The 26,638-nt window shown below is 69.3% G+C and carries 27 protein-coding genes and 1 tRNA gene; 17 read left to right on the forward strand and 11 right to left on the reverse strand.

Annotation, left to right across the window (positions count from 1 at the left end; translation table 11 throughout):
* Window positions 1–86: 86 nt before the first annotated feature.
* The 3 genes from AC0IYU_RS22095 to AC0IYU_RS22105 all read left to right on the forward strand — a co-directional run bounded on the left by AC0IYU_RS22095 (window position 87) and on the right by AC0IYU_RS22105 (window position 3,324).
* Window positions 87–767 (forward strand): YceH family protein, encoded by a 681-nt coding sequence (locus AC0IYU_RS22095; protein WP_435436079.1) that lies wholly within the window; start codon window positions 87–89, stop codon window positions 765–767.
* A 137-nt stretch (window positions 768–904) separates the two neighbouring features.
* On the forward strand, window positions 905–1,459 hold the full coding sequence (locus AC0IYU_RS22100) for a hypothetical protein (protein WP_472121088.1): 555 nt from the start codon (window positions 905–907) through the stop codon (window positions 1,457–1,459).
* A 65-nt stretch (window positions 1,460–1,524) separates the two neighbouring features.
* Window positions 1,525–3,324, forward strand: a complete 1,800-nt coding sequence (locus AC0IYU_RS22105; protein ID WP_472121090.1) for an ATP-binding response regulator — start codon at window positions 1,525–1,527, stop codon at window positions 3,322–3,324.
* Window positions 3,325–3,331: 7 nt separating this feature from the next.
* On the opposite strand, the gene AC0IYU_RS22110 is transcribed toward AC0IYU_RS22105, so the two are convergent.
* On the reverse strand, window positions 3,332–4,531 hold the full coding sequence (locus AC0IYU_RS22110) for a patatin-like phospholipase family protein (RefSeq protein WP_472121093.1): 1,200 nt from the start codon (window positions 4,529–4,531) through the stop codon (window positions 3,332–3,334).
* Window positions 4,532–4,615: 84 nt separating this feature from the next.
* Between AC0IYU_RS22110 and apbC the strand changes: the two genes are divergently transcribed.
* The 5 genes from apbC (at window position 4,616) to AC0IYU_RS22135 (ending at window position 9,277) form a co-directional block, all read left to right on the forward strand.
* Window positions 4,616–5,707: an iron-sulfur cluster carrier protein ApbC gene (gene apbC / locus AC0IYU_RS22115; protein WP_435484742.1), complete on the forward strand. Its 1,092-nt coding sequence runs from the start codon at window positions 4,616–4,618 to the stop codon at window positions 5,705–5,707.
* Between the two features lie 11 nt (window positions 5,708–5,718).
* Entirely contained in the window at window positions 5,719–6,663 is a 945-nt protein-coding gene (locus tag AC0IYU_RS22120) for a LysR substrate-binding domain-containing protein (RefSeq protein ID WP_472121095.1), read from the forward strand.
* A gap of 127 nt (window positions 6,664–6,790) precedes the next feature.
* Complete coding sequence (locus AC0IYU_RS22125) at window positions 6,791–8,488, forward strand: OFA family MFS transporter (protein ID WP_472121096.1); 1,698 nt, start codon at window positions 6,791–6,793, stop codon at window positions 8,486–8,488.
* 220 nt (window positions 8,489–8,708) lie between these two features.
* Entirely contained in the window at window positions 8,709–9,056 is a 348-nt protein-coding gene (locus AC0IYU_RS22130; RefSeq protein WP_116910874.1) for a winged helix-turn-helix domain-containing protein, read from the forward strand.
* Entirely contained in the window at window positions 9,053–9,277 is a 225-nt protein-coding gene (locus tag AC0IYU_RS22135; RefSeq protein WP_472121098.1) for a TrmO family methyltransferase domain-containing protein, read from the forward strand. Before AC0IYU_RS22130 ends, AC0IYU_RS22135 begins: the two co-directional genes overlap by 4 nt.
* Window positions 9,278–9,324: 47 nt before the next feature.
* Here the strand turns inward: AC0IYU_RS22135 and AC0IYU_RS22140 are convergent, their stop codons facing one another.
* Window positions 9,325–9,564 (reverse strand): hypothetical protein, encoded by a 240-nt coding sequence (locus AC0IYU_RS22140; RefSeq protein ID WP_472121101.1) that lies wholly within the window; start codon window positions 9,562–9,564, stop codon window positions 9,325–9,327.
* A gap of 106 nt (window positions 9,565–9,670) precedes the next feature.
* Here AC0IYU_RS22140 and modB point away from each other — a divergent pair, with 106 nt between their 5' ends.
* The 8 genes from modB to fdhD all read left to right on the forward strand — a co-directional run bounded on the left by modB (window position 9,671) and on the right by fdhD (window position 16,225).
* Window positions 9,671–10,354, forward strand: a complete 684-nt coding sequence (modB, locus tag AC0IYU_RS22145) for a molybdate ABC transporter permease subunit (protein ID WP_472121103.1) — start codon at window positions 9,671–9,673, stop codon at window positions 10,352–10,354.
* Between the two features lie 24 nt (window positions 10,355–10,378).
* Window positions 10,379–11,137: a molybdate ABC transporter substrate-binding protein gene (modA, locus tag AC0IYU_RS22150; protein WP_472121106.1), complete on the forward strand. Its 759-nt coding sequence runs from the start codon at window positions 10,379–10,381 to the stop codon at window positions 11,135–11,137.
* Window positions 11,134–11,922, forward strand: a complete 789-nt coding sequence (locus AC0IYU_RS22155) for an ABC transporter ATP-binding protein (RefSeq protein WP_472121108.1) — start codon at window positions 11,134–11,136, stop codon at window positions 11,920–11,922. The genes modA and AC0IYU_RS22155 overlap by 4 nt, the downstream gene beginning before the upstream one ends.
* A gap of 34 nt (window positions 11,923–11,956) precedes the next feature.
* Window positions 11,957–12,238, forward strand: coding sequence for a YlcI/YnfO family protein (locus AC0IYU_RS22160; protein ID WP_435484736.1), 282 nt, complete (start codon window positions 11,957–11,959; stop codon window positions 12,236–12,238).
* Window positions 12,235–12,549 (forward strand): type II toxin-antitoxin system RelE/ParE family toxin, encoded by a 315-nt coding sequence (locus tag AC0IYU_RS22165; RefSeq protein WP_472121111.1) that lies wholly within the window; start codon window positions 12,235–12,237, stop codon window positions 12,547–12,549. Before AC0IYU_RS22160 ends, AC0IYU_RS22165 begins: the two co-directional genes overlap by 4 nt.
* A gap of 112 nt (window positions 12,550–12,661) precedes the next feature.
* Entirely contained in the window at window positions 12,662–15,010 is a 2,349-nt protein-coding gene (locus AC0IYU_RS22170; protein WP_472121113.1) for an FdhF/YdeP family oxidoreductase, read from the forward strand.
* Window positions 15,007–15,297: a hypothetical protein gene (locus AC0IYU_RS22175; protein WP_472121115.1), complete on the forward strand. Its 291-nt coding sequence runs from the start codon at window positions 15,007–15,009 to the stop codon at window positions 15,295–15,297. The genes AC0IYU_RS22170 and AC0IYU_RS22175 overlap by 4 nt, the downstream gene beginning before the upstream one ends.
* Before the next feature lie 19 nt (window positions 15,298–15,316).
* The gene (gene fdhD, locus AC0IYU_RS22180) at window positions 15,317–16,225 is read left to right on the forward strand and encodes a formate dehydrogenase accessory sulfurtransferase FdhD (protein ID WP_472121118.1); all 909 of its coding nucleotides are present in this window, start codon (window positions 15,317–15,319) and stop codon (window positions 16,223–16,225) included.
* On the opposite strand, the gene mnmH is transcribed toward fdhD, so the two are convergent.
* The 5 genes from mnmH to AC0IYU_RS22205 are packed head-to-tail and all read right to left on the reverse strand — an operon-like array spanning window position 16,180 to window position 20,570.
* Window positions 16,180–17,229: a tRNA 2-selenouridine(34) synthase MnmH gene (gene mnmH, locus AC0IYU_RS22185; protein WP_472121120.1), complete on the reverse strand. Its 1,050-nt coding sequence runs from the start codon at window positions 17,227–17,229 to the stop codon at window positions 16,180–16,182. The genes fdhD and mnmH overlap by 46 nt on opposite strands.
* A gap of 24 nt (window positions 17,230–17,253) precedes the next feature.
* A complete protein-coding gene (phnE, locus tag AC0IYU_RS22190) occupies window positions 17,254–18,069 on the reverse strand; it encodes a phosphonate ABC transporter, permease protein PhnE (protein WP_472121122.1) in 816 nt (271 codons plus the stop codon).
* Window positions 18,066–18,893 (reverse strand): PhnE/PtxC family ABC transporter permease, encoded by an 828-nt coding sequence (locus AC0IYU_RS22195; protein WP_472121125.1) that lies wholly within the window; start codon window positions 18,891–18,893, stop codon window positions 18,066–18,068. The genes phnE and AC0IYU_RS22195 overlap by 4 nt, the downstream gene beginning before the upstream one ends.
* Entirely contained in the window at window positions 18,890–19,705 is an 816-nt protein-coding gene (locus AC0IYU_RS22200) for a phosphonate ABC transporter ATP-binding protein (protein ID WP_472121127.1), read from the reverse strand. Before AC0IYU_RS22200 ends, AC0IYU_RS22195 begins: the two co-directional genes overlap by 4 nt.
* Before the next feature lie 10 nt (window positions 19,706–19,715).
* On the reverse strand, window positions 19,716–20,570 hold the full coding sequence (locus AC0IYU_RS22205) for a putative selenate ABC transporter substrate-binding protein (RefSeq protein ID WP_435484727.1): 855 nt from the start codon (window positions 20,568–20,570) through the stop codon (window positions 19,716–19,718).
* Between the two features lie 134 nt (window positions 20,571–20,704).
* Here AC0IYU_RS22205 and selD point away from each other — a divergent pair, with 134 nt between their 5' ends.
* A complete protein-coding gene (gene selD / locus AC0IYU_RS22210; protein ID WP_472121367.1) occupies window positions 20,705–21,757 on the forward strand; it encodes a selenide, water dikinase SelD in 1,053 nt (350 codons plus the stop codon).
* A gap of 141 nt (window positions 21,758–21,898) precedes the next feature.
* Here the strand turns inward: selD and AC0IYU_RS22215 are convergent.
* The 4 genes from AC0IYU_RS22215 to fdhE all read right to left on the reverse strand — a co-directional run bounded on the left by AC0IYU_RS22215 (window position 21,899) and on the right by fdhE (window position 26,517).
* A tRNA-Sec gene (locus AC0IYU_RS22215) sits at window positions 21,899–21,991 on the reverse strand.
* Window positions 21,992–22,002: 11 nt separating this feature from the next.
* Window positions 22,003–23,910 (reverse strand): selenocysteine-specific translation elongation factor, encoded by a 1,908-nt coding sequence (gene selB / locus AC0IYU_RS22220; protein ID WP_472121130.1) that lies wholly within the window; start codon window positions 23,908–23,910, stop codon window positions 22,003–22,005.
* A gap of 142 nt (window positions 23,911–24,052) precedes the next feature.
* Entirely contained in the window at window positions 24,053–25,501 is a 1,449-nt protein-coding gene (gene selA / locus AC0IYU_RS22225) for an L-seryl-tRNA(Sec) selenium transferase (protein WP_472121132.1), read from the reverse strand.
* Window positions 25,501–26,517 carry a formate dehydrogenase accessory protein FdhE gene (gene fdhE, locus AC0IYU_RS22230; RefSeq protein ID WP_472121134.1) on the reverse strand — a complete coding sequence of 339 codons (1,017 nt, stop codon included), beginning with the start codon at window positions 26,515–26,517 and terminating at the stop codon, window positions 25,501–25,503. The genes selA and fdhE overlap by 1 nt, the downstream gene beginning before the upstream one ends.
* Window positions 26,518–26,638: the final 121 nt, after the last annotated feature.

Raw genomic sequence — 26,638 nt, forward strand, 5'->3', positions numbered from 1 at the left:
GAATGACACCGATGGCGCAAAGCCATCGCTGAACACGTGTACGCTGCCGGGGCCATGCTCCGGTGGCGTTTCTTTTTTGAGCTGCCATGTCCTCGACACCTCTTCCCGTCCTGTCCCTCCTCGAAACCCGTGTCCTCGGCGTGCTGGCCGAAAAGCAGCGCACCGTGCCCGACAGCTACCCGCTCACGCTCAACTCGCTGGTGTCGGGCTGCAACCAGAAGACCAGCCGCAACCCGGTGCTCGAACTCACCGAGTCGCAGGTGCAGGCCGCCATCGACAGCCTGAAGGGCTACAGCCTCGTGGCCGAGACCAGCGGCGGGCGCGCCTTTCGCTACGAGCACAACACCGACCGCGTGCTGCGCATTCCGTCGCAGTCGGTCATCTTGCTGACCGTGCTGATGCTGCGCGGCCCGCAGACGGCGGGCGAACTGCGCATTGCCTGCGACCGCATGCACAACTTTGCCGACATCTCGTCGGTCGAGGGCTTCCTGAACGAGCTGGCCGAGCGCGAGGCCGGCGCGCTGGTGGTCAAGCTCGCCCGCCTGCCCGGTGCGCGCGAAAGCCGGTGGGCGCACCTGCTGAGCGGCGCGCCGGCGGAAGAGGTCGCCGGTCCCGGGTCCGATGCGCCGTATGCCGCGCACGACGTGTCGCTGGGCGAGGTCGCGGCGCTGAAGGCCAACGTGGCACGGCTCGAAACCGAGGTGGCATCGCTGAAGGCGCTGTTGGGGCGCGTGTGCGCCGAGCTGGGTATCTCCGAAGCGGGCTGATTGCGGGGGTTTGCCAGCCGAGCCGGCTGATGGCTGGCAATGGTCTCCTGCGTGCACCACTTCACACAGTCTTCACGCGGACCGCACACGGCGCCTCTAACGTCGTACCCATTGCACACATCAATGGAGCACCGGCCATGGACAACGGACACCTCGCGGCGTGGCGCGACCACATGCCCTTCGACGACATCACCCGGCGCGCGCTGGCGTGGCTCGCCGTCCTGGCTGGCGCCGCCAGCCTCTACGCGTTCTTCTGGTGGGCCGCATCGGCCACCGGCTTCTTCCTGTTTGACGGCTACCGCCACACCTGGCAAGGGCTGGGCACGGCGATCGCGTTTCGCGACCTGGACTCGGCGTACTACCTGTCGAGCTGGGTCTTCTCGGTGATCGGCGGCTTGTTCGGCTGGATCGCGCTGATCGGGTTCGCGGTGGCGCACCGGCGCGGCTGGGACGCCGTGGCGCCGTGGATCAAGACCGGCTGCGCCGTCGGCGTGGGGGCCGGGCTGGCGTTCGAGCCGGGCCGCCTGCTGGCGCTGGCGCCCATCGTCTGCATGGTGGCCCTGCTGCTGCGCTCGATGCTGGTGCTCGCGGCCGACAACACCCGGCCGGGGCTCGGCCTGCGCCAGCAGGCACGCCGCGGCGACGGTGCCTCCATGACCAATGGCACTGTCGCGCCGCAGCCTCGCCGATAGCATGAGCGGGTGACCACCCGCGACCTCGTTTCCCCGCAGTGCCTCGGCGCCCGCCGCGCCGCGCCATGACTGCGGCCGCCGTCGCGCCGCTCGACGACCGCGAGCTCGGCCAGCGCGTGCTGCGCGAGCACGTGGCCTCGGTGTATGCGTCGCGCCGCGTGTCGCTCAGCGCGCACCTGTGCTTTGCCTGTGCGCTGGGCATCGCTTTCTACCTGCAATACGGCACGCAATGGGCGCTGTTCTGGCTGGCGGTGATCGCCGCGGTCGATCTCTACGCGCTGCTCACGCCCGGCTGGCATCCGGGCATTCCGGTGGCCGACAGCCCGTACTGGGCGCGCAAGTACACGCGGCTGGTCACGCTGGTCAGCACCGCCACGGCGCCGGCGCCCCTGTTCGTGATTTCAGGCGACAACCTGCCCATCACCACGCTGCTGGTGGTCGTGATCATGAGCAGCTGGACCCGCGCCATGCAGGCGCTGTGGCCCCTGAAACCCGCGCTGTTCGGCTACGGCCTGCCGATGATGTTGGGGCTGATCGTGGCGCTGGCCTGGCAGCGCGATGCGTTGCACGTCTTCCTCGCGGCCTTCGGTGCGGCGCACCTGGGCCTCACCTTGCGCACCGGCATCCGGCAGAACCGCATCCTCACCGACGCGCTGGTGCTGCGCTTCGAGAACGAGGCGCTGGCCGCGCGCCTGGGCGAGCAGATCGCCGCCACCGAACGCGCCAGCGCCGAGAAAACCCGCTTCCTGGGCACGGCGAGCCACGACCTGCGCCAGCCGCTGCACGCCATTGCGCTGTTCGGCGCGGCGCTGCGCAACGAGCTGAGCGACCGCCCCGAAGGCCGGAACGCCGAGCGCCTGATGCGCGCCGTCGATGCGCTGGGCATGTCGCTGGACACCATGCTCGACGTGTCCCGGCTCGACGCCGGCGTGGTCACGCCCGTGGTGCGCCCGGTGCAGCTCGATGCGCTGTTCGTGCGGATGAACTTCACCTTCGGCCCGCCGGCCGAGCAGAAGGCGCTGCAGCTGCGCGTGCGGGCCAGTCGCCTGTGGGTGCGCAGCGACCCCGAGCTGCTGCACCGCATGCTGTCGAACCTGGTCGACAACGCGCTCAAGTACACGTCGCGCGGCGGTGTGACCGTGATGGCGCGCGAGCGTGGCAACGCGGTGTGGATCGAGGTGCGCGACACCGGCATGGGCATCGCGCCCGAGCAGTCGGGCCGCATCTTCGAGGAGTTCTACCAGGTGGGCAACCTGGGGCGCGACCGCTCGCGCGGGCTGGGCATCGGCCTGTCGATCGTGCAGCGGCTGTCGCGGCTGCTGGGACATCCGGTGCAGCTCCAGTCGCGCTTTGGCCGCGGCACGCGCTTGCGGGTGGTGGTGCCGGTGGCCGAGCCGCCGCCGGGCGTACCGGTCAGCGCGCAGAGCGACGCCGCCGCGCCGCAGCCGCCCGCCGGGGCGCCTGCGGGCTTGCCGCGCCGCGTGCTGCTGATCGACGACGAGGCCGACATTCGCGCCGCCATGACCGGCCTGCTGCACTTTCATGCGATCGACGTGCGCAGCGTGGCCGACGAGGCCGGCGCGGTCGACGAACTGGCGCGCGCGCAGGCCGAGCACCGGCCCTTCGACATGCTGCTGTGCGACTACCGGCTGGCCGACGGCGCCGACGGGCTCGATGCCGGGCTGCGGCTGCAACAGCAACTGCACGGACAGGTGCCCCTGCTGCTGGTGACCGGCGAGACCGCGCCGCACCGGTTGCAGCGCGTGCGTGAATCGGGCGTGCCGGTGCTGTTCAAGCCGGTGGCGGCGGAGAAGCTGCTGCAGGCGATGTCGGCGCTGGTGTCGGCCCGGGGCGCCGCGCACTGAGGGCGCGTCAGGCCGTATTCCAGCCGAAGAAGCGCAGCACCTCGTCGCGTTGCGCCATGGCGTCGGTCCGCCCGAGCGCCATCAGCTCGCGCGTGTAGGCCGACTCGAACAGCAGGTAGCTCGCCAGGGCGCCGCCCTTCACGTCGGCCGCGACCTTCGAGCCGCCCAGCAGGTGCCGCACCGCGCCGGGCAGCGCGTCCACATGGCGCGCCGCGATCACGTCCAGGCGCTCCGAGGGCGAGATCACCAGCAGGTCGAGCGGACGCAGCGCGCTCGCCGCGCGCGCCTCCTCGGGAATCAGCCCCAGCGTGTGATTGATGCGGCGCAGGCGCTCGATGTCCACCGCCAGTGCGTCCAGGAAGATGCTCGAGAGCGCATGGCCCGCGATCTGCGCCATGGTCGGGTAGCCGCTGTGCGTGTTGGGCCCCGGGCTCTCGCGCGGCTCGTGCATGCGGCCCGCGCCAATCACCAGGATGCGCTGCGCACCCAGGTGGATGGCCGCGGCGATGGGCGCGGACTGCCGCATCGAGCCGTCGCCGAAGTACTCGGTGTGGCCTTGCTGCATCGGCAGCGCGGTGGCCGGGAACACGAAGGGAATGGCCGAGGAGGCCAGCAGGTGCATGTGCGTGATGCGGTCGCGCACCGACAGGCGCTGCGAGCGCACCCAGGGCTCCATGGGCACGGCCGCCTCGAAGAAGGTGACGTGCTCTCCCGAGCTGTAGCTCGACGCCGTCACGGCCAGCGCCTGCACGTGGCCTTCGGCCATCAGCCGGGGCAGCCGGTCCAGCGGCACCATGCGCTGCAGAAGCTCGGCCAGCGGCTGGTTGTCGAGCAGCGACTTCGGCTTGATGCGCATCCAGTTGGCCGCGAAGCGCCCCAGGCCGAGCAGCATGCGCCAGCGCGTGCCGCTGCCGATGACCGAGAGCGAATCGGCGCGGTACACCTGCTCGGCGCGGAACTCGCGCCAGACCTTGGCGATGTGCGCCACCATGGCGTCGAAGTTGTCGGCGCCGCAGGCCAGCGCGGCCGCGTTGATGGCGCCCGCCGAGGTGCCGGTGATGACGGGGAAGGGGTTGCCGGTGCCGGTGACCGCGGGGCCGGCGGCGCGCCGGATGTCTGCAATGGCCTCCAGCACGCCCACCTGGTAGGCGGCCCGGGCGCCGCCTCCGGTGAGCAGGAGCCCGGTGACGGGGGGTGTCTCTGGCATTTTTATTGTTTCAGGCTATTGGGAGGCCGTGCGGTGTGGCCTTGGAGAGCGAACTAGACTACCCGCCATTCAGGAGTTAGATCAATGGCACTCACCCCAGAAGGGCTCATGGACGCGCTCAAGGCCGTCGCAGACCCTAACACCGGCAAGGAATTCGTGGCGAGCCGGTCGCTCAAGAACCTGCAGATTTCAGAGGGCGACGTGTCGTTCGAGCTCGAGCTCGGCTACCCCGCCAGGAGCCAGCACGCGGCCATCCGAAAAGCGCTGGTGGCAGCCGCGAAGGCGGTACCCGGCGTGGAGAACGTGTCGGTCAACATCCTCACCAAGGTCATCAGCCACGCGGTGCAGCGCGGCGTGCAGCTGATGCCCAACGTGAAGAACATCATCGCGGTGGCCTCGGGCAAGGGCGGCGTGGGCAAGAGCACCACGGCCGCCAACCTGGCGCTCGCCCTCGCCGCCGAAGGCGCCACGGTGGGCCTGCTGGACGCCGACATCTACGGCCCCAGCCAGCCCATGATGATGGGCATCGAAGGCCGCCCCGACAGCGCCGACGGCAAGACCATGGAGCCCATGGAGCGCCATGGCGTGCAGGTGATGTCGATCGGCTTCCTGGTCGACCAGGACCAGGCCATGATCTGGCGCGGTCCCATGGCCACGCAGGCGCTGGAGCAGCTGCTGCGCCAGACCAACTGGAAAGACCTCGACTACCTGATCGTCGACATGCCCCCGGGCACCGGCGACATCCAGCTCACGCTGAGCCAGCGCGTGCCGATGACGGGCGCGGTGATCGTCACCACGCCGCAGGACATCGCGCTGCTCGACGCCAAGAAGGGCATCAAGATGTTCGAGAAGGTCGGCGTGCCGATCCTGGGCATCGTGGAAAACATGGCAGTGCACATCTGCTCGAACTGCGGTCATGCGGAGCACATCTTCGGCGCGGACGGCGGCAAGAAGATGGCGGCCGAATACCAGATGGAGTACCTCGGCGCGCTGCCGCTGGACATCAAGATTCGCCTGCAGGCGGACAGTGGCGCGCCGACGGTGGTGTCCGAGCCCGACAGCGACGTTGCCGTTCTCTACAAGGACGTGGCCCGTCGCGTGGCCGTGGGCATTGCCGAGAAGGCCAAGGACTTCTCGTCGAAGTTCCCGACGATCTCGATCAGCAAGAACACCTAGAGAGCAAGCGGATGAACCTGCTCGCCTCCATGCGCTACCTGGTGGCGCTGAACGAGCACAAGCACTTCGGCCGCGCAGCGCAGGCCTGCCACATCACGCAGCCTGCCTTGTCGAATGCGCTGCGTGCCCTGGAGGGCGAATTCGGCGTGGTCATCGTCAAGCGCGCCCGCGTGTACGTCGGCCTCACGCACGAGGGCGAGCGCGTGCTGGCCACGGCGCAACGCATGCTGAGGGACAACGAAGTGCTGCTGCAGGAACTGCGCAGCGCAGACGGCGACCCCCATGGGCGCCTGCGCATGGCGGCCGTGCCCACGGCCATCCCCATGCTGTCGCGCTTCGCGGCCATGCTGCAACAGCGGCATGCGGGCATCGTGCCGGCCGTGCTGTCGATGAGCTCGCAGGAGCTGGAGACGGGGCTCGAAAGCCTGTCGATCGACCTCGCGCTCGGCTACACCGAGCGCATGCACCTGCCGGGCGTCAAGCTCACGGCATGGCCGCAGAGCATCGAGCACTATTTCTTGCTGCGCCGCGCCCGCAAGGCGTCGACCGACCAGCTGCGCATCGGCAAGCCCATGACCTGGGCCGAGGCCGGCAAGCTGCCGCTGTGCCTGCTCACGCCCGACATGCACAACCGCACCATCGTCGACCAGGCGCTGCGCGAAGCCGGCGTGCCGGTCACGCCGGCCATCGAGACCAACTCGGTGCTGACGCTGGCGCTGGCCGTGAGCGTGGGCACCGTCAGCAGCGTGCTGCCCGGCGGCATGGTCGCGGCCGTGCGCAGCCACCGCGAACTGGAGGCGCTGCCGCTGGTGGCACCCGAGGTGCGCACGCCCATCGGCTTCATGACGCAGGACGGCGTGCGCTCCTCGCGCGCGCTCGAGGCCGCGCTGGCCTTCATGCAGACGCCCGAGTGGCAGGCCCAGGTGCAGCAGCACAGCGGCACGCTCGGGCAGTGAACGGGCGGTTCATTTACTTATTGAATCGGGCCATGCGTTGATCGAATTTGACGCAGATCAAAGCGTTCACTCACACTCCGCGGCCCGGATCAGCAATTACTTACACATCCGGCGAACTAGGAGAAATATGGCGGGTTCATCTGCAGGCGTTCTCGAGGGAGAGCGCATCAACGGAGGCGGATTGCAGCAGCAACCCGGCTTCCTCGACAAGGAACGCATCATCGCGGGCCCGGGCTTCAACCGCTGGCTGGTGCCACCCGCCGCATTGGCCATTCATTTGTGCATCGGCATGGCCTACGGCTTCTCGGTGTTCTGGCTGCCGCTGTCGAAGGCACTCGGCACCGCGGGCACCGGCGCGCAGGCCTGCGCCAAGGACATGAGCTTCTTCGCCGAGCTCTTCGCCACCACCTGCGACTGGCGCGTGGCCACGCTCGGCTGGATGTACACGCTGTTCTTCGTGTTCCTCGGCTGCTCCGCAGCGCTGTGGGGCGGCTGGCTCGAACGGGCCGGCCCGCGCAAGGCCGGCGTGGTGTCGGCCGTGTGCTGGTGCGGCGGCATGCTGCTGTCGGCGCTGGGCATCCACCTGCACCAGTTCTGGCTGATGATCCTCGGCTCGGGCGTGATCGGCGGCATCGGCCTGGGCCTGGGCTACATCTCGCCGGTGAGCACGCTGATCAAGTGGTTCCCCGACCGCCGCGGCATGGCCACCGGCATGGCCATCATGGGCTTCGGCGGCGGCGCGATGATCGGCTCGCCGCTGGCGGTCGACCTGATGAAGCGCTTCGGCACCGCCACCGACGTGGGCGTGATGCAGACCTTCGTGGTCATGGCGCTCGGCTACTTCGTCTTCATGATGGCCGGCGCGCTGGGCTACCGCGTGCCGCCCTCGGGCTGGAAGCCCGAAGGCTGGACGCCGCACCCGGCGCAGACCAGCAACACCATGATCACCCAGCGCCACGTGCACGTGAAGAAGGTCTGGGGCATTCCCCAGTTCTGGCTCGTGTGGCTGGTGCTGTGCATGAACGTGAGCGCCGGCATCGGCGTGATCGGCATGGCCTCGCCGATGCTGCAGGAGGTGTTCGGCGGCGCGCTGATCGACCTGCCGGCCAAGTACGGCCAGCTCGACAAGGCGCAGCTCGCGGCCATCGCGGTGGTGGCGGGCGGCTTCACCGCGCTGCTGTCGCTGTTCAACATCGGCGGTCGCTTCGTGTGGGCCAGCCTGTCGGACAAGCTGGGGCGCAAGCTCACCTACACGGTGTTCTTCGTGCTCGGCGCCGTGCTGTACGCGAGCATTCCCTCGTCGGCCGGCGCGGGCAGCAAGCTGCTGTTCGTGGGCGCGTGCTGCGTCATCGTGTCGATGTACGGCGGCGGCTTTGCCACCGTGCCGGCCTACCTGGCCGACCTGTTCGGCACGCAGTTCGTGGGCGCCATCCACGGCCGCCTGCTCACCGCATGGGCCACGGCCGGCATCCTCGGGCCGGTGGTGGTGAACTACATGCGCGAGTACCAGCTGGGCCTGGGCCTGCCGCGCGAGCAGGTCTACAACCAGACCATGTACATCCTGGTGGGCATGCTGGTGATCGGCTTCATCGCCAACCTGCTGGTGCGTCCGGTGGCCGACAAGCACTTCATGACCGACGCCGAACTGGCCGTCGAGAAGAAGCTGGCGCACGAAAAGGCCTCGGCCGCCGAAGTGGGCAGCGGCTCGGGCCGCGCCGACGCGGTGAGCCCGCTGGTGGTGGCGCTGGCCTGGATCGCCGTGGGCATTCCCCTGGCGTGGGGCGTCTACAAGACCCTGGTCAGCGCGGCCAAGTTCTTCGGCTGACCTTTCTGAACCTTTGGCCGGCTTGACCGGTCAGCGGCCCGAAGGCCGCGCGGCGAACACCTCGCTCGCCGCCAGCCGGGCCACCGAACAGCCCGGCTTCGGCGTTGCCGCCAGGTCGAAGGTGGCGCGCCGTATTCAGTCTTGCATAGCGACGAACCGGGGCGATGGCTGGCCGCGGGCGGACAATGACGGCCCGCATTGGTTTACGCTTCGTGCCCACATGAAATCCAAAGTCCAGTTCCGCCTGCGCGTCTACCGGGACGACACCATCGCCATCGGTCCCGGCAAGATCGCCGTGCTCGAAGCCGTGGCCGAGACCGGCTCGATCTCCGCGGCCGCCCGGCTGCTCGGCATGTCGTACCGCCGTGCCTGGATGCTGATCGACGAGATGAACCATGCGCTGGCCTCGCCCGCTGTGAACACAGCGGCCGGCGGCTCGCGCGGCGGCGGTACCGCGCTCACGCCGGTGGGCGAAGACATCGTCAAGCACTACCGCGCCATCGAAAACGCGGCGCGGCTGGCCACTGCGGCGGACATCCGCGCGCTGACCCGGCTGCTGGCGCCATGAGTCCAGCGCCGGCAGCCGTTGTCTGCTGCCCTGTGCGGCTCGTATCGGTGGACGGTACCACGCTGCACTTCAGCGGCAACGACATGATGGACGGCACGCCCATGCTCGACATCAAGCCCTGCGTGCCCAGGTTCGACGTGCGCCAGACCGAGCGCGTGGGCTGGTTCGGTGGCAGGCTCGACCCGCTGCAGCGCATCCGCTCCGACGACCGGATGGCCTGAACCGCTGCAGGGGGCGCCAGGGGCTCCCTCTGCGCGCTGCATGCGCGTCACTGCGCCCGATGGTCGATCCAGGCAGCTTGCCGGCGCAGCACCTCGCCAATGTCGTCGGCGTCCGCGTCGGCCACGAAGAAGCACTGGCTCGCGCCGTCGGGCCCGGTGATGGAGAGCACGAAGCCGCCGGCGTCCATGGCGCGCTCGATGCGCCATTCCTGCACCCGCGTCACATGGCGAAGCTCCGGCCGGCCGGAGATCGAGCGGACAACGGTGTCGTGGGCGGATTGGCGCATGGGGACGGTCTCCTACGCTGTATTCCTCAGTATATGAAGACTCATGGTTTTGCGCACCCCCGTGTGAACGTTGAGCCTCACCGTGTAACAATCCCGCCGTATTTTCATGAACACGACGAACTCGCTCATCGCTTCGACCGACTGGTTCCCGCTGGTGCTGTCGCTCAAGGTCGCCGCCGTCGCGACCGTGCTCGCGCTGGTGGCCGGCGTGGCGCTGGGCTTGGTGTTCGCGCGCAAGCGTTTCTTCGGGCGCACCGTGCTGGAGGCCGTGTTCATGCTGCCGCTGGTGCTGCCGCCCACGGTGATCGGCTACGCCATCCTGGTGGCCGCCGGCCGCCGCAGCCCGCTGGGCGCGTGGCTGCGCGAGCACCTCGACTACACCATCATCTTCAGCTGGCACGGCGCCGTGGTGGCCTCGGCCGTGGTGGCGCTGCCCCTGGTGCTGAAGTCGGCCAGCGCCGCCTTCGCGAATGTCGACCGCTCGCTCGAAGCGGCGGCCAGCACGCTGCGGCAGTCGCCGTTGTCCGTGTTCCTGCGCGTGACGTTGCCGCTGGCCTGGCCCGGCATCCTGGCCGGCACGCTGCTCGCGTTCGCGCGGGCCATGGGCGAGTTCGGCGCGTCGCTGATGGTGGCGGGCTCCATCCCCAAGCAGACCCAGACGCTGTCGATGGCCATCTACGACGCGGTGCAGGCCGGGCATGACGACCTGGCGCTGCTGCTGGTCATCGTGACCTCGGTGCTGTCGATCACCGTGCTGGTGCTGTCGAACCGCTTCTTTTCACTTCGCTGATTTCATTCTTGTAAGGTGTTGCACATGCGTCCGTTCCGTCTCTTGTCACTCGCATGCGTGGTCGTGGCGCTTGCCCTGCCGCTGGCCGCCGCTGCGCAGCAGATCACCGTGTCGGCCGCCGCCAGCCTGACCGACGCGTTCAAGGAAATCGGCGCCAGGTTCGAGGCCGCCAGGTCGGGTGCCACGGTGCGCTTCAACTTCGCCGCCTCCGGCGTGCTGCTGCAGCAGATCGGCCAGGGCGCGCCCGTGGACCTGTTCGCCAGCGCCGACCAGGACACCATGAACCGTGCCGTCGAGCAGAAGCTGATCGACACCGCCACCCGCAAGGACTTCGTCACCAACAGCCTGGTGCTCGTCGAGCCCACGCAGGGCGCCGTGGGCGTCAAGACGCTGCAGGACCTGGGCGGCGCCAACGTGAAGAAGATCGCCGTCGGCAAGGTCGCCACCGTGCCGGTCGGCCGCTACACCAAGCAGGTGCTGGACGGCGCCAACCTGTGGACCTCGCTCGAGCCCAAGTTCGTGCAGGCCGACAGCGTGCGCCAGGTGCTCGACTACGTGAGCCGCGGCGAGGTCGAGGCCGGTTTCGTCTACCGCACCGATGCGGCCGTCGCCGGCGACAAGGTGAAGATCGCCTTCACGCCCACCGGCCACACGCCCGTGACCTACCCGATCGCCGTGGTGGCCGACAGCAGGCAGAAGGTGCTGGCCGCTGACTTCGTGGCCTTCCTGTCGACACCCGCGGCCCAGGAAGTCCTCACGCGCTACGGCTTCGGCAAGCCATGATCGATGTCGATCTGAAACTGTCGGTGAAGGACGGGGCACGACGCTTCGACCTCGCCGTGCGCTTTCAGACCGACGTGCCCTTCGCCGCCCTCTACGGCCCGTCGGGCGCGGGCAAGTCGCTCACGCTGCAGGCCATTGCCGGCCTGCTGCATCCCGCGTCGGGCCATGTGCGGCTGGACGGCCGCACGCTGTACGACTCGGCCCAGGGCATAGACGTGCCCGCGCCGGCGCGCCGCGTGGGCTACCTGTTCCAGGACTACGCGCTGTTCCCGCACCTGAGCGTGCGCGAGAACGTGTCCTTCGGCCTGACCGCCTGGCACCGCCGCAAGCCGCCCGCGAAGGACGCCGGGCGCGTGCAGGCCCTGCTCGACAGCTTCGGCCTCGCGGCGCTGGCCGACAGCCGGCCGCAGAAGCTGTCGGGCGGCCAGCAGCAGCGCGTGGCGCTCGCCCGCGCGCTGGCCTGCGAGCCGCAGGTGCTGCTGCTCGACGAGCCCTTTGCCGCGCTCAACCCCATGCTGCGCGCCGAGCTGCGCTCCGAGCTGGCCCAGGTGCGCAAGGACTGGGGCATTCCCGTGCTGATGATCACGCACGACATCGAGGACGTGCTCGCGCTGGCCGACGTGGCCTTCGTGTACAGCAACGGCCAGGTGGTGCGCGAAATCGACCTGCACAACGCCGAGAGCCGCGACTTCGCGCTGCGCGACATCGCGGGTGTGCAGGCGGTCGAGGAGACGCCGCTGCGCAGCAGGCTGCGCGGGCTGCTGATGCAGGGCGCGCGCGGGTGATGTCCGTGTATCGCATAAGCGATACACTTTGGCGATGAAAACCGCCACCATTCCTTCCGTGCGTGTGGAGCCCGAGTTTCGGGACGAAGTCGAGCAGGTGCTTGGCAAGGGCGAGTCCTTGTCCCAGTTCGTCGAGACGGCCGTTCGCGCCTGTGTGCTCCAGCGAAAGAGCCAGGCCGAATTTGTGGCGCGCGGTGTGAAGTCACTCGCCAGCGCGCGTCGCAGCGGTGACTATGTCGACGCCGGCGAGGTGGTTGATCGACTGAAGACAAAGCTTGAATCGGCGAAGAAGCGGCAGGACGCGGCGCGCCGGTGAGTTACGCGGTCCGGTTCACGCGCCAGGCTGTTGAAGATCTGGAGCGGTTGTACGACTTCGTTCTCGAGCGGGAACTCGAAAGGGGCGGTGACCTGGAACTGGCCTCGCGGGCTCTCGATGCCATTGAGCACGGCATTGCCGCACTCGCTTTTTCGCCATTCACTTGCCGCAAGGCAGGCGACAGCCCCTTCATCCGCGAACTTGTGATCCCGTTCGGCGCCAGCGGTTATGTCGCATTGTTCGAAATCGAGGCGAGCGACTCGATCGTCGTGGCTGCGGTCAGGCACCAGCGCGAAGACGACTACCACTGAAGAAAGAACGGCAAAGCCTGGCTGTTCGGCGGGGGGCCTTCATTTCCATTTTGAATCGCTGCATGTGCCAATCCAATTTGACGGCGGCACCCGAGGGACGAACACTCCCGGCATGAGCGAGCAGAAGATCGAGTTTTACAAGGGCCCCGCCGGTGGCTGGGGCGCGTTGCGCAGCGTCACCAACGCGTTGCTGCGCCAGGACATTCCCATCAAGGGCGCGAAGACGCTGCTGTCGGCCAACCAGCCCGACGGCTTCGACTGCCCCGGCTGCGCCTGGCCCGACCGCAACCATGCCTCGACCTTCGAGTTCTGCGAGAACGGCGTGAAGGCCGTGGCCGCCGAAGCCACCGCGCGCCGCGCCGGGCCCGAGCTGTTTGCAAAACACACCGTGGCGCAACTGGCCGAGCAGAGCGATTTCTGGCTCGAAGACCAGGGCCGCCTCACGCACCCCATGGCCTACGAAGCGGCCAGCGACAAGTACGTGCCCATCGAGTGGGACGACGCCTTTGCGCGCATCGCCGGGCACCTGAACGCGTTGCCCGACCCGAACCAGGCCATCTTCTACACCTCGGGCCGCGCGAGCAACGAGGCCGCCTTTCTGTACCAGCTGTTCGTGCGCGAGTACGGCACCAACAACTTCCCCGACTGCTCGAACATGTGCCACGAGCCCAGCGGCAGCGGCATGCGTCCGCAGATCGGCGTGGGCAAGGGCACGGTCACACTCGAAGACTTCGAGAAGGCCGACGCCATCTTCATCTTCGGCCAGAACCCCGGCACCAACCATCCGCGCATGCTCGGCGAGCTGCGCGCGGCGTCGAAGCGCGGGGCGCGCATCGTGAGCTTCAACCCGCTGCGCGAGCGCGGGCTGGAGCGATTCGCCGACCCGCAGGACAAGCTCGAGATGGCGACCATGGGCTCCACGCCCATCAGCACGCACTACTTCCAGCTGCGCGTGGGCGGCGACTTTGCCGCCGTCAAGGGGATGATGAAGCACGTCATCGAGCGCGAGGACGCGGCCGTGGCGCGGGGAGAGCCGTCGGTGCTCGACCATGAATTCATCGCCACCCACACCACCGGCTTCGAGGCCCTGGCCGACGACCTGCGCGCCGAGTCGTGGAGCATCCTGGTGCAGGAGTCGGGCCTGAGCGAAGCGCAGATCCGCGCCGCGGCCGACGTGTACCTGGGCGCCAAGCGGGTCATCGCCTGCTGGGGCATGGGCATCACGCAGCACCAGCATTCGGTGGCCACCATCCAGATGATCGGCAACTGGCTCATGCTGTGCGGCCACATGGGTCGTGAAGGCGCGGGCGCGTGCCCGGTGCGCGGCCACAGCAACGTGCAGGGCGACCGCACCATGGGCATCTGGGAAAAGCCGCCGGCGGCGCTGCTCGACCGGCTGCAGCAGGTGTTCGGCTTCGAGCCGCCGCGCGAGAACGGCGTGGACACGGTCGAGGCCATCCGGCTGATGCTCGACGGCAAGGGCAAGGTGTTCTTCGCGCTCGGCGGCAACTTCGCGGCCGCCACGCCCGACACCTACCAGACCTGGAAAGGCCTGCAGAAGTGCGACCTCACGGTGCACGTGACCACCAAGCTCAACCGCAGCCACGTGATCCACGGACGCGAGGCCCTCATTCTTCCGTGCCTGGGCCGCACCGAGATCGACATGCAGGCCAATGGCCCGCAGGGCGTGACGGTGGAAGATTCGATGAGCATGGTGCACATCTCGATGGGCATCAACCCGCCCGCGTCGGAGCAGCTGCTGTCCGAGCCGGCCATCGTGGCGCGGCTGGCCGCCGCCACCATCGGCGCGCGCAGCAGGACGCCGTGGCTCTGGCTCGTCGAGGACTACGCGCGCATCCGCGACAAGATAGAAGCCGTGTTCGACGACTTCAAGGACTTCAATGCCCGCGTGGCGCACCCCGGCGGCTTTCGGCTGCGCAACACGGCGAGCGAGCGCGTGTGGAACACCGCGTCGAAGAAGGCCGTGTTCTTCACCCACGCCGTGCCGCTGGACACGCACGCCCATCGCGCCCGCGCGCGCTTCGCGAAGAAGGGCGACACCATCGTCTTCACGCTGCTGACCACGCGCTCGCACGACCAGTACAACACCACCATCTACGGCATGGACGACCGCTACCGCGGCGTGTTCGGCCAGCGCCGCGTGGTGTTCATCCACAAGGAAGACATCCGCCAGCTGGGCATGAAGGACGGCGACTGGGTCGACATCCAGACCGTGTGGAGCGACGGCCAGGAGCGCCGGGCCGACCGCTTTATGCTGGTGGCTTACGACATTCCGCGCGGTAACCTGGCGGCGTACTACCCCGAGACCAATCCGCTGGTGCCGCTGTCGTCGGTGGCGGAGAACGCGGGCACGCCGACCTCCAAGTCCATTCCCGTGGTGCTGTCGCTGCATGTGGCGCCCGCAGCCGCGCCTGCTGACGCCGATACCGTGGCGGCATGACTGCTGCCGCCTTCGACGCCGATGCCGTTGCCGTCGCCATCCTGCGCGCGCTGGCCGAGGCGCCGGGCGAGCGCGGCATGTCGCTGCCGCGCCTGGGCAAGCGGCTGGGGCAGGGCGCCAGCGTGGTGATGCGCCAGCTCACGCTGATGGGCGACGCCGCCATCGGCGGCGTGCGCGGGCCCGGCTGGGTGCGCGTGGTGCAGCTCGACGACCGCTGGGTTGCGCACCTCACCGATGCCGGGCGTGCCCTGGTCGACACATTGCCGGCTGACGAAAACCCCGGCTGAGCGGACAATGGCCGAGGCCATGACAGACACCACCGAAACAGACCCCCTGCCGTCGCTTGTGCGGCATGCCGTGCACGTCGTCGGCGAGCGCGGCCTCGCGCCCGAGGGCGTGGTGCGCGACGACACGCTGGCGGCCGAAGTGCCGGTGGCACTGGTGTTCAACGGCGTATCGCACGCGGTGATGATGGCCACGCCGCAAGACCTGGAGGCCTTCGCATTGGGCTTCTCGCTGAGCGAAGGCATCCTCGACACCGCGGCGGACTGCCGCGGCATCGACGTGCAGGTGGTCGATGCCTCCGACGCCGGCCTGCCCGACGGCATGCCCGGCATCGAGGTGCAGCTCGATATTTCCACCCGCAGCTTCGAACGCCTCAAGGACCGCCGCCGCAGCCTCGCCGGGCGCACCGGCTGCGGCGTGTGCGGCGTCGAAAGCTTCGCGGGACTCGACCTCACGCCACAGCGCGTGCCGCCACGCGCATGGATCGAGCGCATCGACCTGGCCACCGTGCTGCGCGCCTTCGCGGCCATGCCGCCGCGCCAGGTGCTCAACGCCGAGGCGGGTGCCATCCACGCAGCCGCATGGGCCACGGTCGACGGCGAGCTCACCGACCTGATGGAAGACGTGGGACGTCACAACGCGCTCGACAAGCTGCTCGGCAAGCTCGCGCGGGCGGGCCGACTTGAAGAACCGGGCTTCGTGCTGATGTCCAGCCGCGGCAGCCACGAGCTGGTGCGCAAGTGCGCGCGCCTGGGCGTTGCGGCGATGGCCACCATTTCCGCGCCGACCTCGATGGGCGTGCGCATGGCCGAACTCAGCGGGCTGCGGTTCTGGGGGCTGTGCCGCGCGCCGCGTGGGGTGCTCTATGCGGACGGGTTTGCGGTTCAGCCCAGCCCCAGCACCGCATCCGCCACTGCCTCGATCCCCTGATCCGACAGATCGGTTGCCGCCACGCTGCGTCGCCGGTCCCACGCCTTGAAGTGCAGCTCCTGCGACTTCTCGTAATGCGGGTCGTAATGCAACGCCATCAGCTCCGCGAACAGATGCGGCAAGGCTGCTTCGTGCGCCCATTGCTGCCAGCGCGCCACCGTTTCCTTGCCCTGCAGCTCCTTCAGCACCCCGAGCTTGTCGGCCAGCGCGCCGCGGTCGTCGCCCAGGTAGGCGTAGTCGCGCAGCAGGTAGGCGAGGCGCGCCTCGGGCGTGGCGGCCACCTCGATGCACGACGCCGCGCGCATTCGCGCCACCAGCGACAACGGCAGCGACACCCTGCCGATGCGAATGCTCTCGCCTTCCACATACAGCGGGCGCGAGAGATCGAGGGTTTCGAGCACCGCCGCAATGCGCGTCTCGAAGTGCTTCTGCGAGGGCTGCGCTACGCCCGGCAGCGCGCCCAGCAATGAACCCTTGTGGTTCGCGAAATCTTCCAGGTCGAGCACCTGCGCGCCGCGCGCGGCCAGCGCATGCAGCACGCGGGTCTTGGCGCTGCCGGTGGCGCCGCAGACCACGCGCAGGTCTAGCTGCGGGGTCAGCGTATCGATCTGCGTGATCACGTGGCGGCGAAAGCTCTTGTAGCCGCCCGCGAGCTGCTGCGCGTCCCAGCCCACGAGGCGCAGCCAAGTCACCATCGAGCCGCTGCGCATGCCGCCGCGCCAGCAGTAGACCAGCGGCTTCCAGTTCTCAGGCCGGTCGGCCAGGGTGTCGCGCAGATGCCGTGCGATGTTGGCCGCCACCATGGCGCCGCCGATGCGCCGCGCCTCGAAGGCGCCGGTCTGCACGTAGATGGTGCCGACGATGCGGCGCTCGTCGTCGTCGAGCACCGGGCAGTTGATGGCACCGGGAATGTGGTCGAGCGCGAACTCGGCCGGCGAGCGGGCGTCGATCAGCGTGTCGAAGGCGTGGCGGTCGGGCACGCGCACGGGCTGGCGATGACTCATGGGAGGAACCTCATGCCGCGATTGTCAGGCGTACGCCGGGCCTAGGCCCTTTCGCAAGCGAGCGCTCGCCAAGTCCACGAAGGTGACCAGCACGAACATCGCGATCAGCACCGTCATCGCCTGCTGCTGCTGGAAGATCGACAGGTGGAAGTACAGCAGCTGCCCCAGCCCGCCGCCGCCGACGAAGCCCAGCACGGCCGCCATGCGGATGTTCATTTCCCAGCGGTAGAGCGTGTAGGCCACCCACTGCGGCAGCACGATGGGCAGGCTGGCGTAGCTGAAGGCCGCGACCGGGCCGGCGCCCGAGAGCGTCAGCGCATGCTCGGGCTCGCGCGGGGCGTTCTCCAGCGCTTCGGCGAACAGGCGGCCCAGCACCCCCGTGGTGTGCAGCGACAAGGCCAGCGCCCCGGCAAAAGGGCCGATGCCCGCGGCCAGCACCATCAGCGCGGCCCACACGAGCTCGGGCACGCTGCGCAGAAAGTTGAGGACAAAGCGCGCGCCATGGCGCAACACACCGCCCGCGCGGCCCGACGCCGGCAGCGCGAGCAGCGCGCCCGCAACAGCCGCCAGCACGGTGCCCAGGGCCGACACCGCGAGCGTCTGCAACGCGCCGTTGCCAACCTTGGCGAGGAAGTCCGGCGACACATCGGGCGGGAAGAACTCCGCGATGAACTTGCCCATGAGGCGCAGCGACTCCGAGGAGGCCAGCGCGCGGTAGTCGATGCCCAGGTAGACAAAGCTCGCCACCACCGCCACGCCGATCAGCAGCAGCGCGATGCGGCAGCGCCAGCAGGGCCGCGGGGGAGGGGGCAGAACGGGAAGAGGGGACAACGTGGTCATGCCAGCAGCCTCCGCAAGGCAGTGCTCAGCAGGTCGGCCAGCAGCACCAGCGCCAGGAACACCAGCAGGATGCTGCTCGCCTCGCCGCCGTTGAGCATCTTCATCGACTGGTCCATCAGCTGGCCCAGCCCGCCCGCGCCCACGAAGCCCATCACGACCGAGGCGCGCACCGCGCATTCCCAGCGGTACACGGTGTAGGAGGCCAGTTCCTGCGCGGTGTTCGGCAGCAGGCCGTAGCACAGCGCCGAGAACCGGCCGCTGCCGCTTTCGAGCAGGGCGCGCGCGGGCCGGGTGTCGGTCGATTCGAGGATCTCCGCGTACACCTTGCCCAGCATGCCGCCGTAGGTGATGGCCAGCGCCAGCACGCCCGACGCCGGCCCGAGCCCGAGCGCGCGCACGAACAGCAGCGCCCACACGATCTCCGGAATGGCGCGCAGCACCATCAGCAGCCAGCGCGCGGCCTGCCGCACCACGCCGGCCTGCACCCGGCCGGGGCCCGGGCCGATGCGCGAGATCGACAGCGCCCGCGTGGTCACGAAGCCCAGCGGCGCGCCGATCAGCAGCGCCAGCGCGGTGCCGGCCGTGGCCATGGCCAGCGTCTCGAGCGTGGCCTTGAAAAGCAGCGCAAGAAAGTCGGGCGAGCCGTCGGGCGGAAAGAAGCCCGCGAGAAAGCCGCCGATCACCGCGAGGTTGCCGCCTTCGAACAGCGCCCAGGGCTTGAATTCGGACAGCGCCAGCATCGGCCATGCGATGACGAGCGCGGCGAGCCACGCGGCCAGGCGGCGCGCTGCGTGCGGATCGCGATGGGCGATGGCCGTGCTCACGGGCAGTCGGGCCGCTGGAAGGCTGCTTCCGCCGTCGCGCCCGGCGGCAGGGGCCGTTGCGTGGCGACGCCGCCTTCGCTCGCATAGAGCGCATCGAGCATCGCCGGCGTGACCTGCGCGGCGGGCAGGTCGAACATCACCTGCCCGTTGCGCATGCCGACGATGCGCGGAAACCAGCGCAGCGCCAGGTCCACCGCATGCAGCGAGGCCACGAGCGTGGCGCCGGTGGTGTCGCTCTGCGCGACCAGTTGGCCGATGGCGGCGTCGGCCAGCGTGGGGTCGAGCGCCGACACGGGCTCGTCGGCCAGCAGCAGGGCGGGGCGCTGGTACAGCGCGCGTGCAATGCCCACGCGCTGCAGCTGCCCGCCCGAGAGGCGGTCGCAGCGGTCGAACAGGCGGTCTTCCATCGACAGGCGCGAGAGTGCCTCGTGCGCGCCGGCGATGTCGGAGGGGTAGAACAGCGAGCCCAGCGCGCGCAGCGTCGACCATTCGCCGAGCCGCCCCGCGAGCACCGCCGTGACCACGCGCAGGCGCGGCGCGATCGGCGGCGACTGGTGCACGGTGCCGATGCGCGCGCGCAGCTTCTTCAGCGCGGCGGCCGGCAGTTGCCAGGGGCTGGTGTCCAGTGCCCGCACTTCGCCTTCGGTGGGCCGCAGCGCGGCGCCCAGCACGCGCAGCAGCGTGGTCTTGCCGGCACCCGAGGGGCCGATGACGGCGATGCGTTCGCCGTCGCGCGCGGCGAGCGCGACGCCGGCCAGGGCGCGGTGGGCGTTGGGGTGGACGACGCCCACGCCTTCCAGCGAAAAACTCATCCGCGCAGGCTCACTTGATCAACCCAGCCGACTTCCCCGCCGTCTCGATCCCGTCATAGTTCGACGACTTCGTCGGAATGAACTTGCTCGCGCGCTGCAGCGCCATGATGTCCTTGTGCGCCGGGTTGGCCGGGTCTAGCTTCAGGAAGGCATCGGTCAGCTTCTTCTGCAGCACCGGGTCCATGCCCGGGCGCACCGTCCAGTTGTAGTCGTAGTAGGTCGGCGTGGTCGCCAGCACGCGCACCTTGGCGGCGTTCGGGTTCTTGGCCTCGACCAGCTTGTCCCACACCGACGCATTCAGCACGCCCGCTTCCGCACGCGATGCGGCCACGAAAGCCACCGTGGCGTCGTGCGCGCCCGAGAACGCGACCGTCTTGAAGTCCTTCTCGGGGTTGATGCCCGCCTGCAGCAGGAAGTAGCGCGGCATCAGGCTGCCCGAGGTGGAAGAAGGCGCACCGAAGGCAAAGGTCTTGCCCTTCAGGTCGGCCAAGGTCTTGGCGGGACTGTCGATGGGCACGATGAACTTGCTGGTGAACACCTCGTCTTCCGCGCGCTGCACGATCGGCACCGCACCGCCGTTGGTGCGGATGCGCGCCTGCACGAAGGTGAAGCCGCCCAGCCAGGCCAGGTCGATCTTGTTGGTCGCCAGGCCCTCGACCACGGCGGCGTAGTCGGTCACGGGCGTGAACTGCACGTCCATGCCGGTTTCCTTCTTGAGGTAGTCGCCCAGCGGCGTGAACTTGCGCTGCAGTTCGGTGGGCGCCTCGTCGGGAATGGCCGAGACGCGCAGCACGCCCTGGGCGAGCGCGCCGAAGCTGGCGAGGGAAACAGTGAGCGCAAGTGCCAGTCGGGAGAGCTTGTTCATGAGGTGGCCTGTGGTGGTTGTGAAAAAAGGGTGTATTCGGGAGAAGGGGCGCAGCAGGGGCGGGGCTTCGATAATCGCGGCTTGTCTCATTCGACCGAAGCGCTGCCATGACCGATGCCGCCACCCCCAGACCCATGAATCCGCTGGCACCGCTGCGGCTCACCAGCTTCTCGCACGGTGGCGGCTGCGGCTGCAAGATTGCACCCGGTGTGCTGTCGCAGATCCTGAAGAACCATGCCGGGGGAATGATCCCACCCGAGCTCATGGTGGGCATCGAGACCGCCGACGACGCGGCAGTCTACAGGCTCAACGACCAGCAGGCGCTGATCGCCACCACCGACTTCTTCATGCCCATCGTGGACGACCCCTACGAGTTCGGGCGCATCGCGGCGACCAACGCCATCAGCGACGTGTACGCGATGGGCGGCCGGCCGATCATGGCGCTGGCGCTGGTCGCCATGCCGATCAACCAGCTGCCGGTGGAAGTGATCGCCGAGATCGTGCGCGGCGGGCAGGACGTGTGCCGCGCGGCGGGCATTCCCATTGCCGGCGGCCACACCATCGATTCGGTCGAGCCGATCTATGGCCTGGTCGCGATGGGGCTGGTGCACCCTGACCGCGTGCGGCGCAATGCCGATGCAAGAGCCGGCGACGTGCTCGTGCTGGGCAAGCCGCTGGGCGTGGGCGTGCTGTCGGCCGCGCTCAAGAAAGAGCAGTTGCCCGAGGCCGGCTATCGCCAGCTGATCGACAACACGACCAAGCTCAACACGCCGGGCATCGCGCTGTCGGCGCTCGACGGCGTGCATGCGCTGACAGATGTGACGGGCTTTGGGCTGGCCGGACACGCGCTCGAGCTGGCGCGGGGGGCAAAGCTCACTGCGGTGGTCGAGTGGTCGAAGGTGCCGTTGCTCGACAACGTGGCGGCGATGGCGGCCGAGGGTTTCGTCACCGGTGCATCGGGTCGCAACTGGACCGGGTATGGGGCCGATGTGGAACTGGCTGCCGGCCTGCCGGCCACCGCGCAGGATTTGCTGAGCGATCCGCAGACCTCGGGCGGCCTGCTCGTGAGCTGTGCGCCTGAAGCGGTGGATGGCGTTTTGAAGATCTTCCGTGACGAAGGGTTTGCGCAGGCTGCGGTGATCGGGCTTGTAGAGGCCGGTGAGCCCTCGCTGCGTGTGGTGCCGTAGCTCCCCGCATTTCGCCCTCCCCCTCTGGGGGAGGGCAGGGGTAGGGGCAAGCGGCGGTCGATGAAGCACTGCGCAAAAACCAGCGCCGCTTGCCCCCATCCCAGCCTTCCCCCAGCGGGGGAAGGAGCAAGACAGAAGCGGCGGAAGGGGGAAGGAGTCGAACCTTCCCGGCGACGACTGGCGCCACCCACTGGGTTTGAAGCCCAGCCGCCCCACCAGGGACGATCCCCTCCCATAAGCGCTGTTCACGGGCTCGCCCCGAACAACGACGTATCAGGCCGCAGCAGGTGCGTGTCTTTCACGCGCCGCGTATAGCCCACACGGTCAAAGAATTCCAGCAGCTGGATCGCGCGCTTGCGACCCAGCCCTGTCGCATCGCGAAAGCTCGCCGCCTGCAAGCCCTCCGGCCCTTCGAGGCAATCGCGCGCCATGGCCGCCAGCCGCTCGACGGTCGCCAGCGGATAGTACAAGTCCTTCACCACCTGGAAGGCCTCGCCGCGGCGCGCGAGGCTTGCGAGCGTCTGCCGCACCATCGGCTCGCTCGCCGCGCAGTCCTTCGCCAGGTCGCGCACCCACGGTGGATCGAAGCCGCCGTCGGCCAGCCTGGGCAGCAGCTTCTGCGCGAGCTTCTGCTCGGCCTCGTTCAGGCGTGCCGCATGGTCTGGCAGGTGCAGCCAGGTGCCGCTGCGCACCAGCGCGCCGCGTGCCAGCAGCGCGTCGATCGCATGGCGCCACAGCGCATCGTCGGTGCGCGGCGCGGCCAGGCGCTTGAGGCGGCGCGCATCGGGGCCGACCTCGTCGGGCGCGCCCTGGTGAAAGTCGGCGAGCCGGTTGATGACCTGGGCTTCGAGCGCGTCCAGGTGCATGCCCGCGATGGCCGTGCGGTCGATGCGCACCGCGTCGCCGGGCCACGGCAGCGCCGCTTCGCTGGCCAGCGACAGTGCGCGCGCCAGCCGCTCGGCATCGATGCCCAGCGGCGCGTTGTGCAGCAGCGCGGCCACACGCGCGGCGCGCGCGTCGACGGCCCATGCCGCCAGCGTGCGCAGCCGCTCAGGCGTGCGCCGGTAACGCACCGGCGCGAACGGGTCGAGCACGCGCACGCCGGCCACGGTGCGGGTGGCCGAGGCGTCGCGCAGCACGCCGCGGTCACCATGCCAGGCGCCCACCTCTTCGCGCAAGACCAGTTGGGCCAGCGCGGTTTCGCCCGGTGCGATCGCATCGCGGTCGAGCAAGGCCACCGAGGCCATCACATCGCTCGCACCCATGTGCGCATGCACCGTCGCGCCCGAGCGCAGGGGCTTGGCTTCGTCCGGCCAGAGCGTGAGCAGCACGTCGATGCGCGCCGTCGCGAGTGCGATCGCCGGGGTGCAGACCCAGTCGCCGCGGCGCACCTCGTCCTTCGTCACGCCGGCCAGTGCGAGCGCGCAGCGTTGCCCCGCGTGCGCCGATTCGGCCTGCTTGTTCTGGGCGTGAATGCCGCGCACCCGCACCGTGCGCTCGCCGGGCGCCACGCGCAGCTCGTCGCCGATGCGCACCGTGCCACTGAAGACGGTGCCGGTGACGACGGTGCCCACACCCGCCAGCGTGAAGGCACGGTCCACCGCAAGGCGGAACGCGAGGTCGTCTTCGCGCGCGTGCGCTTCGCGTGCGACATCGAGCAGCCGCGTGCGCAATGCGTCGATGCCTTCCCCCGTGGTGGCGGACATCGCGAGCACCGGCGCGCTGGAAAGCGCCGTGGGCGCGAGCAAGGCGTCGATTTCCGCACGCACGTCGTGGAGCCTTGCGTCGCGCACCGCCTCGTCGACGCGGTCGATCTTGGTGAGTGCGACGGTCGCCTCCCGCACACCCAGCAGCGCGACCACCGCCAGATGCTCGCGCGTCTGCGGCATCACGCCGTCGTCGGCCGCCACCACCAGCAGCGCATGGTCGATGCCGGTGGCACCGGCCAGCATGGTGTGCAGCAGCCGCTCGTGGCCCGGCACGTCGACGAAGCCGAGCGACACGCCGTCGGGCGCGTGCAGGTAGGCGTAACCCAGCTCGATGGAGATGCCGCGGCGCTTTTCCTCGGGCAGCCGGTCGGTGTCCACGCCGGTGAGCGCGCGCACCAGCGTGGTCTTGCCGTGGTCGATGTGGCCTGCGGTGCCGATGATCATGACGGGGGGGCTTGCTCCTTCCCCCTTTGGGGGAAGGTCGGGATGGGGGCCTGCCCTCGATCAGGCGCTGCCCTTCTCCGAAGGCCGTCGTGCCCCCACCCCGGCCCTTCCCCAGAGGGGGAGGGAGGAATGCGGGGCGATGTCACGAGAGCTGCTCCTTCAGCAAAGGCAACTGCGCAACGAATGGTGCGCTGTCTTCCAGGCAGCGCAGGTCGAGCAGCAGGCGGTCTTGCGCGATGCGGCCGATCACCGGCAGCGGCAGGCTGCGCAAGGCGGTGGCGAGCGCGTCGAGCGCCGTGCCCAGGCCCTTCTTCGACGTGCCGGCCGGCGCGAGCGCCAGGCCCGCCGAAGGCAGGCGTTCGACGGGCAACGAGCCGGAGCCGATCTGCCCCAGCAGCGGCACGACCGCGACGGTGAAGCGCGGCGACACGGCGGCCTGCACGGCAGGAAGAAGCGCCTCGGCCATCTCGCGGATCGCCTCGGCCGGCCGCGTCAGCAGCCGCAGCGTGGGCAGGTCCTGCGCGAGCCGCTCGGGCCGCAGGTAAAGCGCCAGCGTGGCTTCCAGCGCGGCCAGCGGCAGCTTGCTCATGCGCAGCGCGCGCTTCATCGGGAACTTGCGGATGCGGCCCACGGCCTCCTTGCTGCCGACGATGAGGCCGGCCTGCGGGCCGCCCAGCAACTTGTCGCCCGAGAAGGTGACCACGTCGCAGCCGGCGGCCAGCATCTCCTGCGGCAGCGGCTCGCGCGGCAGGCCGTAGTGCGCCAGGTCGATCAGCGAGCCGCTGCCCAGGTCGGTGGCCAGCGGCACGCCGCGCGCGTGCGCGATGCCGGCGAGCGTGGCCTCGTCGACCGCGGCCGTGAAGCCCTGCACCGCGTAGTTGCTGGTGTGCACCTTCATCACCAGCGCGGTGTGGTCGTTGATGGCGCGCTCGTAGTCCTGCGGGTGCGTGCGGTTGGTGGTGCCGACCTCGACCATGCGCGCGCCGGCGCTGGCCATCACGTCGGGCATGCGGAAGGCGCCGCCGATCTCGACCAGTTCGCCGCGCGAGACGATCACCTCGCGCTCGCGAGCGAGCGCCGCGATGGTGAGCAGCACCGCGGCCGCGTTGTTGTTGACCACCGTGGCGGCTTCGGCGCCGGTGATGGTGCACAGCAGCTCTTCGACCAGCGAATCGCGGTCGCCGCGGCTGCCGGTGGCCAGGTCGTACTCGAGGTTGTTGGGCGAGGTCATCACCGCGAGCAGCCGCTGCAGCGCGGCATCGGCGAGCAGCGCGCGTCCGAGGTTGGTGTGGATGACGGTGCCCGTCAGGTTGAGCACGGCGCGCATGCGCGGTGCGAGGCGGGAGCGCACACGCGCTGCCAGCGCCGCGCCGAGGGCCTGCTGATGCACGTCGGACGCCGGCAGCGTTCCGGCAACGGCTTGCGCACGGAGCCCTTCCAGCAATGCGCGCGCTTCCTTCACCACCAGTGTGCGGCCGTGCTCGGTGAGCAATGCGCCCGGCACTTCGAGGCGCAGCAGTTGATCGACAGAAGGCAGATCCTGGGGCCTTGCCGTCGAGCCGTGGACCACGGACTCTTTCGGCGTCGCCATCAGCCGCCTCCGCCGTCGTCTGCGATCTCGGGGTCGCCGAACAGCAGCATCAGGTTGTGGCCGCTGCGTTGATGCCCGGCTTCGGAGACAAGCAGGTCGAGCGTGACGCTGGCCAAGTCGTCGGCGACGGGTTCGACCTCGGGGTCTTTCTCCATCGCGATCTGCTTGAGGTAGTGGCCGCAGCTGTCGCAGCACTCGGCCTTCACCGCGCCTTCGCGCGCGCCGGTGGCCGGCAGTTCCACGCCGGACTGCGGCGAGAGCGATTCGAAGTGGATGCCCTTGGTGCTCTCGCAGTGCGCGCACTTGATGCGCACGTAGTGCCACTCGGTGCTGCACAGCGAGCAGTGCAGGTAGCGAAACCCCGCTTCGTCCGCGCCGATGCGCGTGACGCTCACGGTGGGCGCGCTGCCGCAGCAGGGGCATTCGGTGCCGGGGTCGGTGCGGCCGAAGATGCTTTCGCCGTCGCGTTCGGCCACCTGCAGCACGAGATGGGTCCAGTAGGCCTGCAGCCCGGCAGCGATCAACGGGGCCGCGGCCAGGTCGAGCCCGAACATGATGCGGCGCGAAAGAAGGTCGGCCTGCTGTTCGAGCCATGCGTCGTCGGCGGCCACCACGCGGTCGAGCGTGTCGCGTGCCGCGCCTTCGGGCACGCGAACGCGGAAGAGACCGAGCAGCCTGCGAAGCTCTTGTCGCCACACGGCATCGCGCGTCCAGCCGAACGCGGGCATCGGCGGCTTGAGCACTTGCGCCGCGGCTTCGAGCGCGGTCGATTCGGGCAGCGCAACCTGCGGGTAGTTCTGCAGCACCTGGTGCTGCGCCTGCGCAAGGTCTGCGATGAAGATCAGGTACTCGCGCATCGGATGCGAGGCCGCGAGCTGGCGCAATCGCAATTGCCGGTCGGAGAACACGGCGGCACGCACGGGCAGGCGCAGGAACGGCATCTGCCGCCCGGCCTGCATCGCGATCTGTTCGGGATCGAGAACCCGCGTGGTCCGGATCGGCGGAGGACTGTTCATTGCGCTCACTCTACAGCGATCTGGCGATTTGTCTTGCTCCTTCCCCTGCCGGGGGAAGGCTGGGATGGGGGCAGTGCCCAACGAGCACCCGGGTGGTGTCCAGGCCGTCGTGCCCCCACCC

The organism is Variovorax sp. AC103, assembly GCF_979254005.1.

Bases quoted from the DNA above. Each gene is read 5' to 3' on its own strand.
- AC0IYU_RS22095 (WP_435436079.1), top strand. From the start codon at position 87: ATGTCCTCGACACCTCTTCCCGTCCTGTCCCTCCTCGAAACCCGTGTC.
- AC0IYU_RS22100 (WP_472121088.1), top strand. From the start codon at position 905: ATGGACAACGGACACCTCGCGGCGTGGCGCGACCACATGCCCTTCGAC.
- AC0IYU_RS22105 (WP_472121090.1), top strand. From the start codon at position 1,525: ATGACTGCGGCCGCCGTCGCGCCGCTCGACGACCGCGAGCTCGGCCAG.
- AC0IYU_RS22110 (WP_472121093.1), bottom strand. From the start codon at position 4,531: ATGCCAGAGACACCCCCCGTCACCGGGCTCCTGCTCACCGGAGGCGGC.
- apbC (WP_435484742.1), top strand. From the start codon at position 4,616: ATGGCACTCACCCCAGAAGGGCTCATGGACGCGCTCAAGGCCGTCGCA.
- AC0IYU_RS22120 (WP_472121095.1), top strand. From the start codon at position 5,719: ATGAACCTGCTCGCCTCCATGCGCTACCTGGTGGCGCTGAACGAGCAC.
- AC0IYU_RS22125 (WP_472121096.1), top strand. From the start codon at position 6,791: ATGGCGGGTTCATCTGCAGGCGTTCTCGAGGGAGAGCGCATCAACGGA.
- AC0IYU_RS22130 (WP_116910874.1), top strand. From the start codon at position 8,709: ATGAAATCCAAAGTCCAGTTCCGCCTGCGCGTCTACCGGGACGACACC.
- AC0IYU_RS22135 (WP_472121098.1), top strand. From the start codon at position 9,053: ATGAGTCCAGCGCCGGCAGCCGTTGTCTGCTGCCCTGTGCGGCTCGTA.
- AC0IYU_RS22140 (WP_472121101.1), bottom strand. From the start codon at position 9,564: ATGCGCCAATCCGCCCACGACACCGTTGTCCGCTCGATCTCCGGCCGG.
- modB (WP_472121103.1), top strand. From the start codon at position 9,671: ATGAACACGACGAACTCGCTCATCGCTTCGACCGACTGGTTCCCGCTG.
- modA (WP_472121106.1), top strand. From the start codon at position 10,379: ATGCGTCCGTTCCGTCTCTTGTCACTCGCATGCGTGGTCGTGGCGCTT.
- AC0IYU_RS22155 (WP_472121108.1), top strand. From the start codon at position 11,134: ATGATCGATGTCGATCTGAAACTGTCGGTGAAGGACGGGGCACGACGC.
- AC0IYU_RS22160 (WP_435484736.1), top strand. From the start codon at position 11,957: ATGAAAACCGCCACCATTCCTTCCGTGCGTGTGGAGCCCGAGTTTCGG.
- AC0IYU_RS22170 (WP_472121113.1), top strand. From the start codon at position 12,662: ATGAGCGAGCAGAAGATCGAGTTTTACAAGGGCCCCGCCGGTGGCTGG.
- AC0IYU_RS22175 (WP_472121115.1), top strand. From the start codon at position 15,007: ATGACTGCTGCCGCCTTCGACGCCGATGCCGTTGCCGTCGCCATCCTG.
- fdhD (WP_472121118.1), top strand. From the start codon at position 15,317: ATGACAGACACCACCGAAACAGACCCCCTGCCGTCGCTTGTGCGGCAT.
- mnmH (WP_472121120.1), bottom strand. From the start codon at position 17,229: ATGAGTCATCGCCAGCCCGTGCGCGTGCCCGACCGCCACGCCTTCGAC.
- phnE (WP_472121122.1), bottom strand. From the start codon at position 18,069: ATGACCACGTTGTCCCCTCTTCCCGTTCTGCCCCCTCCCCCGCGGCCC.
- AC0IYU_RS22200 (WP_472121127.1), bottom strand. From the start codon at position 19,705: ATGAGTTTTTCGCTGGAAGGCGTGGGCGTCGTCCACCCCAACGCCCAC.
- AC0IYU_RS22205 (WP_435484727.1), bottom strand. From the start codon at position 20,570: ATGAACAAGCTCTCCCGACTGGCACTTGCGCTCACTGTTTCCCTCGCC.
- selD (WP_472121367.1), top strand. From the start codon at position 20,705: ATGAATCCGCTGGCACCGCTGCGGCTCACCAGCTTCTCGCACGGTGGC.
- selB (WP_472121130.1), bottom strand. From the start codon at position 23,910: ATGATCATCGGCACCGCAGGCCACATCGACCACGGCAAGACCACGCTG.
- selA (WP_472121132.1), bottom strand. From the start codon at position 25,501: ATGGCGACGCCGAAAGAGTCCGTGGTCCACGGCTCGACGGCAAGGCCC.
- fdhE (WP_472121134.1), bottom strand. From the start codon at position 26,517: ATGAACAGTCCTCCGCCGATCCGGACCACGCGGGTTCTCGATCCCGAA.